The organism is Pseudomonas sp. HP_08 (assembly GCF_055284095.1).
The window spans coordinates 219525-236756 of record NZ_JBTOQC010000045.1 but is presented as its reverse complement, the minus strand read 5'-3'; the positions used below and the strand labels follow the sequence as shown (position 1 = coordinate 236756).

The following is a 17232-nucleotide window of genomic DNA, read 5'->3' as shown; positions in this document are numbered from 1 at the left end:
GATATTCATGTCGCAGGGGAGGATTTAGCGTCCCATGTGCTGAGAAGGTACAGGGCGAGCGAGCCTGCCAGATTCACTGCCAGTTCTGCATGGCGTGGAGCTGGTTTGACGCCAGCCTTGCCAGTGCCGTGGGAATCGCTCAAGCGGTTCCTCAATGCTCCCAATCCTTCAACCACTGACGTGCATCCGCCAAGGATCTGCTTGAAGACCTTCTCTGTGTGTTGAGAGGGGGCAAGGTTGAGTAATTCAGCGGTCTGGCGATACAGCTTGTTGAGGTCCGGTGTTTCGTCGTACTCGGTCCCAGCTTCTTCCAAGATGTGCTTGCAGACGGATTCCAAAAGGGTACGCGCCATGGTGATTGCGCCTTCTGGATCTGTGGTACGCCTCTCTAGTGATTTAGTCCAAGCAACCCTCACATGCTCTGAGTCGAAACGCTCAATAGCACCAGTGACCACATGATCTGCTGGTGATGAACCACCTTTCTCAACGTAGTCCAGCAATGGGCGGAATTCGTCCCATAGGAAGGTCCGGCGTTCGGCATAGGTGCCGTATTTGTTCTTGATGAACTGCCAGAACTGCCCGAGGCTGCGGCATGTGTTCACGCACCGTGGGACCAATGTGGAAAGGGTAGGGTCGTCCAGAATGGCGCGTCTGAGCGCGAGATACGCCGTGTCGTCTTCCTGACCGCCTGTAGCTTGCGAGACCAGCATGTGCTGGAGAGCTTCTGCTTCTTCTGACAGTGGATGCATAGGTAGGCTCTGGACCAAGGGGTGTGACACACCGACATACTAGGGCTTGAACCCCCAAGGTTCCAGCCACTTCCCTCAACTGCTTGTAGCACCTTTGATTTGGCTTCGGAGCCAGTCGCCGCTTGCCTTGGAAGGGATCATGGTGTCAAATCACCGGCTGCCTTCAGAGGCAGTTTCTGCTTCATTTTTCAAGGACAAGGCTAGCACCATGCCTACATTGCATTGGGTGGGGAAGGATCAAGTCCGTAACCATCATCGGGATGTAACCTATCGCGTTCTGCGCGAGCAATTCACTTTTTCAGCTCATCAGAGCCTGCCGAAGAACAGCTTAGATAATAAGATTATCCATGGCGATAATCTAGAGGCTCTCAAAAGCTTGCTGCCTGAATATGAAGGAAAAGTGAGATGTGTTTACATCGATCCGCCCTATAATACCGGCAATGAAAACTGGGTTTACAACGACAACGTTAACGACCCACGAATTAAAAAATGGTTAGGGAAAGTTGTCGGTAAAGAAAATGAGGATATGAGCCGCCAAGACAAATGGCTCTGCATGATGTATCCACGTCTAAAGCTTCTTCATCGGTTGCTTTCCGAAGACGGATCAATTTGGGTTTCGATTGATGACAACGCTGTAGGTATTCTTCGTCCGGTTTTGGATGAGATTTTCGGTGTTGGGAATTTCGTGACTTGTGTGATTTGGGAGAAGGCGGATTCGCCTCGGAATTCTGCCAGCCAATTCTCTACAGACCATGACTACATTCTGGTTTACTCCAAACGACCTAATTGGGTTCCTGCCCGGTTGGCACGTACTGCTGAGTCGGATTCCATTTACGACAATCCAGATAACGATCCTAATGGTTCTTGGATTGCAGGCGATCCCTTTGCGAACAAACCCTATTCGAAGGGGCTGTTCACCATTACAGGTCCAACTGGGCGTGATTTCTCCCCACCTCCGGGACGGTTTTGGCGGGTGTCTGAGGAAAAGCTGCGCGCTCTAGATGCTGATGGTCGTGTCTGGTGGGGTCCAACCGGCGATGCCCGTCCTAGCATCAAGCGGTATCTCAACGAGGTGGGTGACTTGGTGCCCCGCACGTTGTGGAAAAAGGACGTTGGCAGTAATCGCAGCTCGAAGAACGAAATGCGGGCTATTTTCTCCGGTTCTTCGTCTTTCGATACGCCAAAGCCTAGCAGCCTGATTGGTCGAATTTTGGACATTGCTGCTGATAGCGATTCCATCATCCTCGATTCCTATGCTGGGTCTGGTACGACTGGACACGCCGTATTGAAAGCGAATGCCCAAGACGAAGGCACTCGACGTTTCATCATGATTGAGATGATGGATTACGCTGAATCGCTTACCGCTGAACGCATCAAACGGGTTGCGAATGGCTACGGCGAAGAGAGCAAGGCAGTGTCGGGGCTGGGTGGCGGTTTCACCTATTACGCATTGGGTGAGCCGCTGTTTGTGCAATACGGCAACCTGAACCCTGCTGCCGGAATCGACGCGATCCGTAACTATGTCGCATGGCAGGAAGGAATCGTTGAAGGCACTGGTTCGTCATCTGCTGAAAGCCAGCATCGCTACTGGCTTGGCGAAGCAAATGGTCTGCGAGTCTTCTTCGCTTATGAGGAACATTCTGTAACCACGCTCGACCTTGATCTTCTGGCAGAGCTGGTGAAGGTTGCTGGACCTGTACTGGTTTACGCTGACCAGTTGGCTCTTGGTGATGACTTCATGCGTCGGCACGCCATTGGCTTCAAGAAAATTCCACGCGACATTGCTCGACTCTGAGGATTTAGAAAATGCAGTTGAACACCTATCAGAGTCAGGTCGTTGAAGATCTTGAGCTGTTCCTTCGTCGCTGGACCGCTTGTGATGACCCTCAGCTAGCCTATCGCGCTCACTGGGATGCACTGGGCGCGACCAAGATGCCCGGTTATCAGCCAGCTCCGCACGGCGCTCCACAAGTGTGCGCGAAGGTGCCGACTGCCGGTGGTAAAACCTTCATCGGACTCCATGCCGTTTCGAGCATTTTCAGTGCGCTGCAGAAGCGCCAAGGTGATGCTCGTTTGTGCCTGTGGCTCGTTCCGTCGCTGTCCATTCTGGATCAGGTTCTGAGGGCGCTGCGTAATCCGACACATCCTTACCGACAGGCGCTGAACCGTCTGTTCGAAGGTCGTGTGAGCATCATGGATAAGCGCGATTTGCTGTCTGGGTTCTTGTCTCGGGATGAGGTGGAAGACGGACTTGTCGTGGCTGTGCTGACGTATGACAGCCTCAAAGCCCGCAACAAGGATGACCGAAAGCTTTATCAAGAGAACAGTGCGCTGGATGACTTGGCGTCCACGGCGGTGGCGGTAGGTGAGGGTGTTGACCCTTACTCTCTGGTCGCATCGATGGCAGGTTTGGAGCCAGTCATTATCGTTGATGAAAGCCACAACGTGACCAGTAGCCTGTCCCAAGACATGCTTCGCAACCTCAACCCTAGCTTTGTGTTTGAACTGACCGCTACCCCGCGAACCGGGGCGAATATCATCAGCTTCGTTGATGCTCTGGTTATGCGTGACCAACACATGGTCAAGCTACCAGTCATCGTGAGAAACCTTCCAAGTCGTAGCTCTGTCATTGCTCATGCAATTGATTTGAGAGCGCGGCTCGAAGCTGAGGCGAAGGCAGAAGAGCAGACTGGTGGTGCTTACATCCGACCCATCGTGTTGCTGCAGGCTGAAAGCAAAACCAAGGCAGATGCCAAAACCTTCGAGCTGGTGAAAGCTGAGCTGCTGGAACATGGTATTGCCGAAGACTGGATCAAGATCAAGACTGCTGACAAGGATGAGTTGAGCGGTTTGGACCTCATGACCCCGTCCTGCCCGGTTCGATTCATCATCACCGTGAACGCCTTGAAAGAAGGTTGGGATTGCCCGTTTGCGTACATCCTCGCGACCTTGGCTGACAGGTCGTCTGCGGTTGATGTGGAGCAAATTCTTGGTCGGATTTTGCGACAGCCATATGTTCGCGCTCATGGTCATGAACCACTCAACATGAGCTATGTGCTGACGGCATCCAGTGTCTTCAGTCAGACGTTGGAAAGGATCGTTGTCGGTCTGAACAGAGCTGGTTTTAGCCGTGCAGATTTCAGGACTCCTGACCTCGTTTCGAACGATTCCAAGCCAGATAACCAGACCTCGAAAACAGTTACGCCTGAGCCCACAAAACCTCAACCGGGGCTGTTCGTCACGAATAGTTCTAAGGGTGATTCAACACCTTTTGAGTTGTCATCGAGCGACGGCACTGAACCGGGTAGCGGCAGTGAGCCTAGTGGCGAAGATTTTCTTGAATCGACACTGCAGGCTGCGCGCCAAGCCAATGCAGAGCTTATAGCTACTGCGGCTACCAACGGCGGTAAGCACATCCCAAATGAGGTGAGAGGCGCAATGGAACTGTTCTCCCTACGACCTGAATTCGTTGATGAGATTAAGGAACTCAAGCTACCCCAGTTCTATCGGAAAGCACCTGCTGGGTTGATTTTTGCTGATGAAGACGGCGGGGTGCTTCTCGATAAATCTCAGTTGCTCGACCAAGAGTTTCGTCTGGCAGATTGCGACGTTAACGACTTTACCGTTGCTCCTGTGGGCGGCGATTTAGTGAAGCTCGATCTGCTTCGTGTAGGTAGCTCGCAGGGTGACTACGAACCTACGAAAATTCAGTTGAAGGACAACGAGATTCGCAAGCTGAAGGACTACCTTTCGAGCTTGGATTCCGAGGGTAAGCGTCGTCAGCTCACAGGGCTGGTAGGTAACTGGCTGGGCAAGATGCCGCCGTTGGCTGAGGCTGATTTGCAGGCGTACATCCGTAAGATTCTGGCAAGGTTGAGTGCCGGTCAGTTGGATGAGGTGCTTGAACAACAGCATGCTTACGTAGAGAGCATCAAACAGCGCGTTCGTAGCGAGATGCTGACTTTCTCCCGGAGACGATTTAAGCAGTGGATCGACCTGAACAAGGTGGATACGCGACCGTCCTACCAACTGCCGCTGGAGATTGCCCCACGGCAGAAAGCCCCACTCGCGGCTGAGAATTCTCTGTACGTTCGTGAAGAGAAGGGTAACGGGCTTGAAGAGCGCATGTCCGAATTCTTGTCAGATTGTGAAAACGTCCGTTGGTGGCATAGGAACTCAAGCGGGCGTGGGTTCGTCCTGAATGGACCAATCAACCACTACCCTGACTTCGTTCTGAAACTGCGATCAGGTCTCATCATCCTCTTGGAAACCAAGGGTGGTGATCGGGACAACTCGGATTCCAGTGCGAAAATCGAGCTTGGAAAGTATTGGGAAAGGTGTGCAGGGCGTGATTACCGCTACCTGATGGTCTTTGAGCATAGCCCTTTGGAAGGTGCGTATTCGTGGGCAGATGCCTGTGAATTGCTGAAAAACCTCTAGCTTTAAAAACGTTTGAGAAGAAAGCCGACTTTTTGTCGGCTTTTTAATTTCTAATGTGGCAGCAGCTTGAAAGGGAATGGGCAGTCTTTAAGACTGTAGTATTACTATCAGTCTATTCCATGCGCGAAGCGCGAACCGTTATTTACGCAATTAACCATAAATAAAATATTAACGATTTGGTATCATGAGGGCATAACCAAATAACTAAAAAATTAAGCAAAAAACAGCATTTGCATTAATCGCCGTGGGAATAATGGTTTTCCCTCCAATAGTTTCCAGAATCATCAGCACAAGCCTTTTCATAACATGTGGCTTCTCTGCGAAAACAGCCTTTGCCCTCTACGTCTCACTGACCTTTTTCATCATCGCTTCTACGCTGACATTGATTTACGTTGCTGGAACTAGGCTTTCCCGAGCTGGTGACGCAAAAAGAGTCGAGCTAGAAAGCATCAGTGAGCGTGAAGAGCCTCACGTTGGCAAGCGAGTCAAAGATAAAATCAGGCTGTCCAAAACTAAAGAGATAGCTCCAGCGGCACCTCAGAAAAAGGATGGGTGGTTTACCGGGTTTGCTGATGACCTATCGTCTTTCGGGGATGCCGGTGGCGGGGGAGGTGATGGTGGAGGCGGTGGCGATTAAATTTAATTCGGTTAACAGCCGGTTTTTTATTTATCGACTATTTTTTGATAATGGTAAATTGGCATGTTTTAATTTGGTATAATTCGCATATAACCAAATGATACTATAATGACTAAATCTGAAAAATCAAAAACTTTGCCTTACACGATATTGTTCTACGGGTTGCTATTCGGAGCAATCTGCTACAGGAAGTCCCAGTCAGTTGAAAGGCACGAGCCTGTAAGAATAGAAATAAAGCGTGTTAGCGATAATGTTCCATTTCATCAATATTGGAATTCGATATTTGATAGGATGCTCGAAGGTAGGCAATCTGAGGGTTGAGGCTCAGCTAAAATAACCGACTAGAAATAGTCGGTTTTTTAACGCCTAATTTTCGACGGTCAAAATGGTATAATATGAGCACATAACTACAATCATTAAAATGCGTAACATTATCCGTCTAATCATGCTCACGGTGCTTCTCAGCGCGGGCGCTCAAGCCAATGCGCAATCAGGTCTTTTGTGGGGTATGAATGTATCCCCAATATGTAGCTTGCAACCGGGATTAAAGAACGTAGAGAGCTTCGATGCCACTCCCTACGAAAACGATTACGGATTCATCTGTAATGAGGATTCTGCTTTTACGCCAATAGCCTCATTGTTCGGGACGGAGAGCGATAGTTTCGCGCCTTTGAAGCCAATGCTAAAGGATGCGGGTTTCGATACTGTCTATCCAGAGAACAATGCGTTGTCATCAATGATGGCTTCGATACTCCTGATTGTTTCATTTGTGCTGATTCCAGCGGCTATCTGGCTGATTGTGAGAATCTGTATAGAAGGAGCAAAGTCAGGGAGTGCATTAGCGACGTTCGCAAAATACCCTGTGAGACTTTTCGCAGTGTTATTAGTCGCAATTTACCTTTTGTTCGGCGGCGCGATAGTCATGTACTTCCCAACGATTGGAATTTTCATGGCGAATGGTCAGATTGCTGGAAAGATAAAAAGTACATTCGAAACTGGAAAACTCAAGAATTCGCTAGAAACGACTGAGAAATTCATGCTCAGTGCGAACAATGCTTCTCAGATCAAAATGGCGGCAGAAGAGGACGTGACGACCCAAGCGCTTTTCCAATTTAACCATCCGCGCATGACGAAGGTACAAGGCACATTCTTCGGCTCGAATAGCCTCACGAAAGACGAAGCCATTGAAGAAGCTGTGAAGCAAGGGAGCCTTACGATTGAGCTGAACAAAGAATCTAAGCTGAATTTCGATGTGACTTCCAATCTCTCAGACATACTTAACGCCTTCAATCTTGGTCGTCGCTACACGCTTACGAAGAAAGCTGACTACAGTCCTGAGTACCGCGATGCATACGGCTTTGAGACCGTTTACGGTTCCGTTGAGATCGGATCGAACGGTGAGAACATCGAGCAGCAAGCCGGTGGTGAAAGCCTGAATGACGGGACGATGATGAACATGCTTCGCTCTGCACAGAAGCAGTCTGCTGAGACGCTTGGACCTCAGTACGTGCCGGAGTTGAGCACGTTCAAAAGCGTTATTTTGGCTCAGTTGAAAGCCGGTGCCATCGACACGACCAACCCATCAGCAAACGCTGCTGTGAAGACGTTGGCGGATGCTACACGCAAGAAGTACAGATCTGCTTCTACAGATATTCGTACCAATACCATCCAGTACGACAGGCTACAGGCAACCATGCCTCAAACCTACGATGTGGTGTCTGGCGTAGCTGGTGCGACAATTTTCGCCGGGGCTAGAGGTCACGACATGACAAGTGACGGGCAGTTGATTCGTGCCCAGCAAGACTGGATTAGAAAAGAAATCGTTTTGCCTTTCAGATCGGCAGTGTGTACTGAGGACGCTTACACATACATCAATGCTGCGATGATGGTGCAACGTTTCAATGAGATTCCGGGCAAAACGCTGATGAGTGATTTCATCAGAAACAATAAATTGATCGGATTAAATTTAGCTTGTGCTGAAATCAATGCAGCAACTCATAAAATCGATGTTCTTGGCTCTCAAAATTCTGAGGACGCAGAAGCTTTCAAAATAGAAGCACTGGCTGGTTCATTGGCTAAATCTGCTTTAGATGAAAGCATCTACCTCGGCATTAAGGACTCACTTGCAGATGATAAAGCTCATGAAGGTGCTTTGAAATACGCTGTATGGCTTCAAGTGAAAGAAGGCGTGTTGGGTTTAGGGTTAGCTGACGTGACAGTTTCAAATTACCTCAATGCTCAGCAAGTGAAAGCTCGTTCATTGAATAGCAGCTTGTATTTTACTTTCAAAAACAGTGGTATCCAGAACTACAATTTCGTCAACCTTGCGATGTTGAGAGGAGCAAATGACATCGATTTATCCGATGAAGATTTGAAATGGGTTGCGGATTCTTTTCCAGTATTACCATTCAACATGTTGATGATTTCTTCTGTGACGAACGTAGCACCATCATCATTGTTGAGTGACCAATCAGCTGAAAGCGCTTTCAACGTTGCTAAGCTCGTTGGGAATCTATTGTCCGTAGAAAGTAATTCTATAAAGCTTTTAGGTGGCATGGATCAAGGCAAGTCGATGTATGACGGCGCAACTGAATGTAAGAATGATCCAAGCGTATGCGAGGGGAATCCGACCGTAAACTTTGAAACCGGCATGAGATTGATGGGGAGTGAATCCATCAGTTATGCGAACAAAGTTATAGGGGCTTACGTTGTAGCAAAAGCCGTTAAGGAAGCGAAAGATATGGTTCCTACTGTGCTTGAAGCCAGCACTGCTGGTGTTGCTGATAAAAGCAGTGTGAGCTGGTTAAAGCTTGCATGGCAAGGAGGTACAGTTATTTTTATGACTGCGGTTTACGGAACATTGATAATCGCTGGTGGGTTGTTGCCTGTAGCCTATATGAATTACGGTATTGGTATTTTCTGTATGTATTTCCTTCCAATCGTTAAGATCTTCTTGATGATAAGCGTGATTATTGTATTCAGTTGGGAAGTAGCAATACTCAAAGGAATCTATGCGCCTTGGCTTTTGCTCCGAGCGTTGATTGCTAACACAGACAAAGCTAGTGCGGATTACTTGAAAGATTTAGGTATGAAGCTTTTCAGAGTGGCATTGCTAATCCCTTCTTTCGTTGTTGTGTACAATTTCCTTGGGTTCATGCTTGAAAACTTTGTGCCAAAAAGGTTGATCTGGAGCATTTTGACCATGGGTGATGGTAGCTTGGTGGCACAAGTCGTATTGTCGCTGATGGTTGCGATTGGAATGCTTTGGATTTATTTCTCATTCGTTAAAGCAATGAAAACCTATCATACGGAAATCATTACAGCACTGACCCAACAGCAAAGCGCTCATGATGATAGTACGTACAAAAATGTTGTACAGATAATGACCCATCCTCAGATGGTTAGCGCTTACCAAATGGTATTGCAGCAAGGAACACAAGCTATCCCGAATGCCGTTAGAAATTACTCTGACAAAGAAAAAGAGAATTTGAGGAAGCAGTTCAGTGACGTGCCTCGAAATCCAGTCGTTCCACAATCAAGTGACGGAACAAGAAAAAGAGATGCTGAGTAATGAAGCCCCGAAAGGGGTTTTGTTTCTTATGGGGCTTTTTAAATAGGTTGAAATGATATAATAAGGAAAACAAATTTAATGCAAAATGATTAATTTAGACAAGCCTGAACCTGCTAAGGAATACCACAAGCATCAACGTTTTCTGCCGTTGGTAATCGTTTTTCCATTTACTATAGTATTTCTGCTATCCACTGTAGGTTTGAAAAGCGCGCTCGCTTACGCGGGAATTGTGGCTATTGCCTTGGTGTGTATTTTCTATTCGTTAAAAGTGCGAAAAGCAGCTAAAGAAAGAATAGCTGAAACAGATGCTCGATTGAAACGTGAAGCAGATAATAAGAAAGCCAAGGACCATTTTGCAAAAATTAATGCTGCTCGAAAAGATTTTAGAAATGTCGAGCATGAGGTTCTTCCATGACACAGGTTCGATTTTCCGGTGCGGCGCGGCTTGCCGTGGCGTGCTTGGCGGTCTTTTCTATCACCAGTCCTACAAGCGCCAAGCTATCTGGAGACCACGCTTCTACGCAAAATGTAGACGTGTGGGAGGTGCTACCATCGCTGGATCTGGCGGTGTGTGCTGATCCGTTGGTGATGCAGGAATCCGAGAAGACAAACGTACTGAAGGCACTGCTTGGTGAAAAGGTTAAGTCACTGCAAGTGGCTGGGCGCTGACGGGCATACTCGAGGACGGGCATGTCTTAGCCTAGATAGTTCAGACGTTGAAACGCGCCGCTGAGTCGAGTCCGTCAATGTCACCTTCTTCGATTTTCAAATCCAGCATTTGAACCACGAGATCAGCCATATCGTCTTTAAAATTACGTTCTCCTTCGTGGTTGAGTATCCGTCCTATCGCGCCCGCGATTACGTCAGATAGCTGTATCAGAGCGCTATTTTTGGATGATGCGGTCTGCAGTGAGGTTAGTTGCAGTTTGTCGTTATACCTTTTTGTTAAGGTTTCCCCTACACGGTCTCTCAGGTCAGAGATTACAAAAGAGTCAAGCGATTGCTCTTCATCAACCGTTACCTCCATTTCCCTCGGTAAATCTATCCTTCCGCTGTCCAGCTCATGGGCAGCACCACGCGCAAGCATCAGCTCATGCAGCTTGAGAATTGTTTCTTCAATCGGACGATTGGTTTTCGCCCGCTCGACTGCTATGTATTTAAATCCTAGATACTCACGATTTTCTAGAATCACTCCAAGATAAGATTTCAGTGTTTCGTAATCGCTCTTACCAAATTTTGTGAAATGGACTTCGCGGTTTTTCCAAACTGATTTGGCTTTCCATTCGCTTATCGCTTTGCTGGTAGCGAACACTGCTCTACCATTGAGAACCCATACCGACGCAACCATTACGAATTTGTGCGTTTTTCCTGTTTCATCCGAGAAAATATGCACCTTTTTGACTGGTGGTGAGTCATCAATGACTGCACCTTCCATTTTCTCTTCATTTCTTCTACGGCTTTTCTTGATTTCACTGTCCGCTAAAAATAGTTCGTACTCATTTTGTATTTTAGCGCGGGCACGGACTATGTAATGAAGCCTTTCCAGCTTGAAGAGGTCTTTTGGTAGAATCCCGCTTTCTTTGTAAAGGTCTGGTTGGAATATTTCCCAGTATTTGAGTGAAAGCGAAATGTCGCTATTCCGAGTGTGAGGATAGAGGTTTAGGACGTAAGCGACTCTAGGTTTCAAGGATGAGAAGTCAGCAGCAGCTACTGAGGATAGTAACTCTTTTTTCTCCTTCTCAATCTTTTCGTCCTTGGTCAGAACCTTCTTCTCTGGTTTTTTCTCATCCTCATCAGGCGGTAGCGGAACATCATTTTCAATGGGGTAAACCTTGCTCATTACACATTCCTTGTCTTCAAGCTGTAGGTGGTTGCGCCTAGCGTTTTCAGGCGCATCTTTCCTTGATGATAGCCTATGGCTGTCATTACGGATTGCCCTCTATCACGGTAGCCTGTCGCTGAGGGGGCGCGGGTAGCGTACAACCCGTCAATGACAAAGGGAGATTCCATTGATCAAGCAGTACGTAGCAGCAGGAATGATTGGGTTGGTGTGCGGCTCTGTGTGGGCTGCAAGCAATGAAGATGAAACAGCGGCACTGGCAACGCTCAATCAGGTCCAGAAGATGTACGAGAACCGTCCACAAGGCACGCCCAATGACGCTGGTACGCGAACCTTGTCCAAGCAGGACATTAATGACTGCGTGACACAGATGACTGAGGCTAAAAACAAGCTCGATGCTGTGAAGCAGCAGTACGGTAACACCCAAGCCTATCAGGCAATGCAGACACGTTTGCTGAATGGCCAGGTCCGTGGTCGCTTGGCGAGCTGCAAGCAGACCAAGGAGACCTTGGGCTACTGATGGCACGCCTTGCTTTGAAACGCTCTCAGGCGCTGGTATGGTCTGTCCTAGAGCGTTTCATCGTAAGGGAGAGGCATGAAGATTTGGGCGTATGCGAAGGGTTCTGATGGTTACGTCACCCTTGAGGACGGTCGGCTAAAGTTTTTCTTCGTCTGGCAAGTCCTCAAGATGAAGCGTGAGAATCCGCAGCAGTTCAGCTCTCTGACCTTCATCAGTACCCAGTGGCGAGAGAAATATCGGCGGGAAATGTTTGCCGTGAAGCACGGATATTTTCGCTACAAAAGCGCCGAACCGGTTTCACGCTCAGGTGACAGCGACGGCGAGTCCCTTCCACACGCCTACTTGATAGCCATCCTTTCCCAGCTGCAGACGATTAATTTCAAAATCGGTGAGGAAGTCGTGCCTTTTACGTTCACCCGGCTTGTGCCGGAGGAAACCCGGCTGAGGTTTGGGAACGGCAAGGTCTACGTCCCTGACCTTTATGGCGAGTTCACATCCGACAACCCGTACTACAAAAAATGGGGCGGGAAGCTCGCCATTGAGGTCTGTTATTCCAACCCGTGCAGCCCTCAGAAGATTGTCGATTTCCGTGACCACGGGATCCCTATCATCGAAATCAAAGTCGCCAAAAGTACAAACATTGAGACGTATATTGATAAAAATGACATCGAGGTAAGTCTCGAACGCGGCTATCAGAAAATCTGCGAAATAGCGTCAAACCAACTGTTTTGCAGAGTCCTGTCTGACCCGGTGAGCATCCAGTACCATCAGGAATATGTTAGGCAAGCTGAGAAGGATCGGGCAGAGCTGATCGAGAAGAACAGGCGCGAAACTACCTTCCTTTTCAACAAGCTTCGTGAGGCTGAATCACTCGCTGATACTGTGGGCAAAGAGCGAGATGGCTTTTCCCATGCGAAGGGTCTATTGGAAAAGGACAAGGCTGGTCTTGAGGCTTCGACCAATGAGCTGACTCAAAGCGTTGAGGATCTGAAGGTTGAGCTTGGGAAATACAAGACGGCGTACACGAACAGGGTCAATGAAATTAAAACGCTGAAGAGCGAATTGGAGGATGCGAAGGCAGGATTTTGGACGAAGGTTTGGCGGGCTATCAGTTCTGAGCAGGCACAAAAAAAGCCCTAGTGGGCTATTTTTTGTTTTTTTACTCGTTGATCGATAGGGCTTGCAATCTTTCCTTCACTACTTTAGTCCATTCTGCTTTTTTACTTTCCACCAACTCAGCAAGTCATTCCTGAAGATTAAATTTTCGCTGGAGTGAAGAATTGATAATTTGTCCACTCCAATCATAATATTCGTTGCCTCTATCGTTGATGTCAATCCTCCAGTCCTGCGTGCTAATGTCATATTCTGCGCCCGCATTGAAACTTACACCGCCGTCAGTTTTGTAACGAATCTCGATTTGGAATATTGCGTATGTATCTTGTATGACTTCATTTTCTATATCTATTGTTGCTTTTTTGGTGAGTAACTCTTCAAATTTTGCCATTTTTATTTTCTCCGATTTTGTTATTCGAGACGCTTAACTGCTTCCCATATAAATATAGTACCATTTTTTTCTTGAAATACAGGGTTTAACGTAAAATAATCCTGTACTCATCTAAATATTTTGCAGCTGAGTTTTCGCTATCTCTATAACTATAGTTTTGTTGTGCTCCAGCGCTGCTTTGATTTCTTCAAGTAATTCCTTAGTAGCATTGGCTACGTGTGTGCTTTCAGACCTCACGAAAAACCCATCCACCTCTGCATTCGTGTTGTTCGCGAATGGCACGAATACAGGCTTCTTGATAATTTCAATCTTGCTATTGCTGTGTATCACCTCGACGTATTTCTTTAGACGATTGCCATTTCCGTCCAAAGCATAGAATCTTCCTTCATTTCGTTTGCTGCTTTTGTATTCAGGTGTGTAACCTAATTTTTTAATGGCAATGTAATGATGATTGATGCTCATTGAATTCTCAGTTGTTTCAATCATCGTACCATTTTATTTTTAAATACAAGATTTAAGCGGTAATTCTCCTGTGTCTTGGTTTTGTTTTTTAGTACCTTTTCAGTGAACTTGTTAAAGCTCCCATAAAAGTTAATGGTTTTTGCGTTTTTGCGGCATGAGCCTCACTGACCCGGCTGAAAAGCTTCTCTGGTGTTTTGATGACCACCATCGATTTGCTATGCGGCTTCGTCTCTGTGAGCGCGTTCGAGCATGTGACCGGTAGCTGATGAAGGTCTTGTTCATGCACGACCATGCTTGCCACGAACTGCAGTGCTGCTGCACAACACATGGATGGATCTATGTCGTTCAACTCAAGGTCGATGAGTCTGGTTTTCTCTCGACCTTTACCCGCTTCGATAGCGACTCTTGGTAGCTGGAGGCTTCCTGCTCCACACGTAGAATCGTAGAACGTCCATGAATCGGTTCCTGTGGTTCTGTTCTGACTTTCCAGTGTGTGAAGCAAAGAACCCATAAAGGCTTGAAAGGTCAGTTGGTGTGAGGAACTGACCCAAGCCTTCACCAGATCTGCGGAATAGCGCGACTTCCTCGATGAGCAAGGTCAGTACGTCCGTGAACGCCGGTAGGGCTTTTACAACTTCTTTGTATAGCATCACTGACGTTGCCAAGGCTTCGGGATTGAGCGTGTCAAATAGCTTCTCATCAAGCGCAAAATGGGTGTCGTCGATGTAGACGTGCTCGACAAGCTCTTGGTCCGTGATTCCATAGTGGCGGTATCTCGAAATGAGCTGGTTCAGCATCACGCCAAGGCTGAATTTCACAAAGACTGAAAGGGCTAGATCCTGCTTCGCTCTCTCGCCTCCTGTGTGGTGGCTGGTGATGGCGAAGATTGCGGATTTCAGGGCTTTGATTTTGAGATCGGTAGACTGGCTCATACTGCACCTACCGTTTCACTTGGATTCGAAATCACTTCATTCATCAATTCGCTGAATAACTTGAAGTGGTTAATTTCAGATTGCTTTTTCTTAACGATTTCTGGTGTTAGGAAATTTATTAAAAATTGCGCGTCGCCTTTAACGTATTGAGTGATTACATTTGAGCAAATCATCAAATAACTTTTCAGATCTATGTTGTGTTGTGTCGTATTTGCAAGAATCTGTAACGAAGCAACGTGACACATCATCGGATCAATATCGTTAACCACGACTTCGATATTTTTTATCTCATCAGGGTTTGCTCTGTATTGATTCCACAAATAGGCAAGCATTAGAGCGCCGTATCCTACACATGGATCAGCGAATTTATGAGGCTTGTTTTCTTCTATTGGCGTGTAAATCAACTTTGCCATAAATTTTGCAAGGTCTGGCGGTGTCATGAACTGACCTTTCGATTTTCCGCGACCTTTGGTTAGCAAAATGTCTTCTGCTAAAAGGGATAAAATATCCTCGAAAGGCTCGCTTTCTCTGACAATCGCGTTGTATTGATTGATAGCTATTGCTAAAGACACTTGATCAAAATATTGCAGATCATCTGGTGGGCATTTAAAAGGCTCAAATGCTTCGCCAATCGCAATGTGATTTTTTAGATCTGGTTTCGAAACGCCGTAATGGGCATAGCGTTGAGCAATGGATTCAACACTTGAATCAAGTGCTATCTGCACAAACGTCCTAAAAGAAAGGTCTTGATTTTTGGAGTCTGAGATTTTCGGATTTTTAGAAATCTTAAATATGGTTTTTTTCAGGATTTCGATTTGGATTTTTAGATCATTCATTTTTCACCTATTCAGTAATGAGGTGCAAAAGATAGATCGAAATGAATTTAAATGTCAAGGATATTATTATAATGTCACGGCAACTAAGGAAGCTTCGAAAATAGAATTTTATTTTGGATAAAAATCTCAAATTCGTTTTTTGATTTTTGGTCTGGTTTCGGATTCTCGAAAATCAATACTTCTTTTCCTAAAATCTGAATTAGGGAAATGGTATAATTTGCTCATAACAAATTATAATCCCATGGCTACCAAGATCACGTTTTCAACCATTGCTTTCGCTTTATGTGCTTGCACAAATACTTATGCGGCAAACAAAATTGATATTTCTCCTTTGCTTCAAGAAGAAAAGTTTGATGTACACAATAAACAAATAAACTGCAATATGCCGAATGGATCTCGTGACTTGATGATGCTTAGGCAGGTCTATAATAAAGATACAGGTGTACCGGTTTATAAGGGCAATGGTGTTTATGCTGCTCTCGCCTACATTGATGCCAAAGGTGTTTATCACTCGAAGGAAGAAATATTAGCTACGACTTCATCTGAGTATACAAATGATGGATGGGAAGTAGTGGTTGCATGTGGTGGTAGTCAGTTTGATGGTTATTCATCAGGAACAGATAAGGTAGTGGGTGATTGGTGTCCTGCTGGTTATACGACTGGAGGTTTTGATAGAATAAGAACATATTTGTATTTCCCGAATATGCCTGCGTACAAGAAAGTGAATTTCAAAATCAATTGGCAATGCACTGAATTAGCAAGTTTTACTGGTATACAAACTGGTACTGATTTCTGTCCTTATCCCCAAACTGGTATGATTTCTAAATCTAGACAAATAAAAACGTATACAGACGGATACTCATACGCGCTTACAGGCTGGATAGTAACAAGTAATTCATGCGTGACACCTCCGCCGCCCGTACCGGTTGTCACTACTATACAAAAGGTTGTAGAGGTTTCCTGTGATAGCTTTTATAAGGCTCCTGCTGGAACATATTCTGGAAAGGTTTATCAAAGCGGCACACTCACAACATCAAAGAATTTTTTAGGAATCACTTCCAGCGTTTTCACTGTTGAATCGCAAGATATTTCTAGCTGTGCTCAAATGTTCTCAGATGTTATTGAGAGTAAAACGGTTGAAAATTGTCCTGATGGTCAATCGGGAACAATCACCAAGGCTGTTTACACTGCAAAAGATTCGCTTGGATATACTACATATCCCTTGGGGCAGTCAGCAATAATTTTGGTGAGTAATTGTTCCACAGTTGCAGATATTGATAAGTCAGAAGCAGTGAATATTGTTGCGTCTAAATCTGCTGTGCTAAGCAATATGTCATTTCGATTAAGTCAGTTAAGTTCGAATGGCATTGAGTTATCAAAGTCGATTTCTGAATTTGATTCAAGTCTTGCAACAGATGCTCATACGTTGAATATTGTCGCTGACACAATGAACGCAAATACATTGAACGCCGTAAACGTGACAAAAGTGGTTAGAGCTTTCAAAAAGGCATCTGGTAATAATGCAGTATACATTAAGGTTGGAGCTATAAGTCGCAATCTTGTTGATTACGTAGGTCAGAACGGTTTAACTGTCGATAGAATCAGCAAAGAAAAACTAACCTTAATGAATGCTTTGGAGTCAGATGGGGTTGTGACTGTCGAGTATGCGTCTTATCTTAATCAGATGAAGCCCGGCGATAAGCAAAAGTTCACTGTGAAGCTTTTCGATATGTAATAAAAA

At 46.2% G+C, this 17232-nt stretch carries 14 protein-coding genes; 8 read left to right on the top strand and 6 right to left on the bottom strand.

The window, feature by feature from the left end; genetic code table 11:
- Positions 1–5: 5 nt before the first annotated feature.
- Complete coding sequence (locus ACYAS9_RS25420) at positions 6–749, bottom strand: abortive infection family protein (RefSeq protein WP_463571199.1); 744 nt, start codon at positions 747–749, stop codon at positions 6–8.
- 208 nt (positions 750–957) lie between these two features.
- Here ACYAS9_RS25420 and ACYAS9_RS25415 point away from each other — a divergent pair, with 208 nt between their 5' ends.
- From ACYAS9_RS25415 to ACYAS9_RS25395, 5 genes are all read left to right on the top strand, one after another.
- Positions 958–2544 (top strand): site-specific DNA-methyltransferase, encoded by a 1587-nt coding sequence (locus tag ACYAS9_RS25415; RefSeq protein WP_463571198.1) that lies wholly within the window; start codon positions 958–960, stop codon positions 2542–2544.
- An 11-nt stretch (positions 2545–2555) separates the two neighbouring features.
- Positions 2556–5189, top strand: coding sequence for a DEAD/DEAH box helicase (locus ACYAS9_RS25410; protein ID WP_463571197.1), 2634 nt, complete (start codon positions 2556–2558; stop codon positions 5187–5189).
- 1058 nt (positions 5190–6247) lie between these two features.
- Positions 6248–9397, top strand: a complete 3150-nt coding sequence (locus ACYAS9_RS25405) for a hypothetical protein (protein WP_463571196.1) — start codon at positions 6248–6250, stop codon at positions 9395–9397.
- Between the two features lie 85 nt (positions 9398–9482).
- The gene (locus ACYAS9_RS25400) at positions 9483–9812 is read left to right on the top strand and encodes a hypothetical protein (RefSeq protein ID WP_463571195.1); all 330 of its coding nucleotides are present in this window, start codon (positions 9483–9485) and stop codon (positions 9810–9812) included.
- Positions 9809–10066 carry a hypothetical protein gene (locus ACYAS9_RS25395; RefSeq protein WP_463571194.1) on the top strand — a complete coding sequence of 86 codons (258 nt, stop codon included), beginning with the start codon at positions 9809–9811 and terminating at the stop codon, positions 10064–10066. Before ACYAS9_RS25400 ends, ACYAS9_RS25395 begins: the two co-directional genes overlap by 4 nt.
- 40 nt (positions 10067–10106) lie before the next feature.
- Here ACYAS9_RS25395 and ACYAS9_RS25390 read toward each other — a convergent pair whose 3' ends face one another.
- The gene (locus ACYAS9_RS25390; protein ID WP_463571193.1) at positions 10107–11237 is read right to left on the bottom strand and encodes a DUF3800 domain-containing protein; all 1131 of its coding nucleotides are present in this window, start codon (positions 11235–11237) and stop codon (positions 10107–10109) included.
- A 169-nt stretch (positions 11238–11406) separates the two neighbouring features.
- Here ACYAS9_RS25390 and ACYAS9_RS25385 point away from each other — a divergent pair, with 169 nt between their 5' ends.
- The gene (locus tag ACYAS9_RS25385; RefSeq protein WP_463571192.1) at positions 11407–11757 is read left to right on the top strand and encodes a hypothetical protein; all 351 of its coding nucleotides are present in this window, start codon (positions 11407–11409) and stop codon (positions 11755–11757) included.
- A 75-nt stretch (positions 11758–11832) separates the two neighbouring features.
- Complete coding sequence (locus tag ACYAS9_RS25380) at positions 11833–12897, top strand: hypothetical protein (RefSeq protein ID WP_463571191.1); 1065 nt, start codon at positions 11833–11835, stop codon at positions 12895–12897.
- A gap of 103 nt (positions 12898–13000) precedes the next feature.
- On the opposite strand, the gene ACYAS9_RS25375 is transcribed toward ACYAS9_RS25380, so the two are convergent.
- The 4 genes from ACYAS9_RS25375 to ACYAS9_RS25360 form a co-directional block, all read right to left on the bottom strand.
- On the bottom strand, positions 13001–13261 hold the full coding sequence (locus tag ACYAS9_RS25375) for a hypothetical protein (RefSeq protein WP_463571190.1): 261 nt from the start codon (positions 13259–13261) through the stop codon (positions 13001–13003).
- A 111-nt stretch (positions 13262–13372) separates the two neighbouring features.
- Positions 13373–13723 (bottom strand): hypothetical protein, encoded by a 351-nt coding sequence (locus ACYAS9_RS25370; RefSeq protein ID WP_463571189.1) that lies wholly within the window; start codon positions 13721–13723, stop codon positions 13373–13375.
- A 383-nt stretch (positions 13724–14106) separates the two neighbouring features.
- Complete coding sequence (locus ACYAS9_RS25365; protein ID WP_463571188.1) at positions 14107–14655, bottom strand: hypothetical protein; 549 nt, start codon at positions 14653–14655, stop codon at positions 14107–14109.
- Entirely contained in the window at positions 14652–15491 is an 840-nt protein-coding gene (locus tag ACYAS9_RS25360; protein ID WP_463571187.1) for an N-6 DNA methylase, read from the bottom strand. Before ACYAS9_RS25360 ends, ACYAS9_RS25365 begins: the two co-directional genes overlap by 4 nt.
- Before the next feature lie 241 nt (positions 15492–15732).
- Here ACYAS9_RS25360 and ACYAS9_RS25355 point away from each other — a divergent pair, with 241 nt between their 5' ends.
- Complete coding sequence (locus tag ACYAS9_RS25355; RefSeq protein WP_463571186.1) at positions 15733–17226, top strand: hypothetical protein; 1494 nt, start codon at positions 15733–15735, stop codon at positions 17224–17226.
- Positions 17227–17232: the final 6 nt, after the last annotated feature.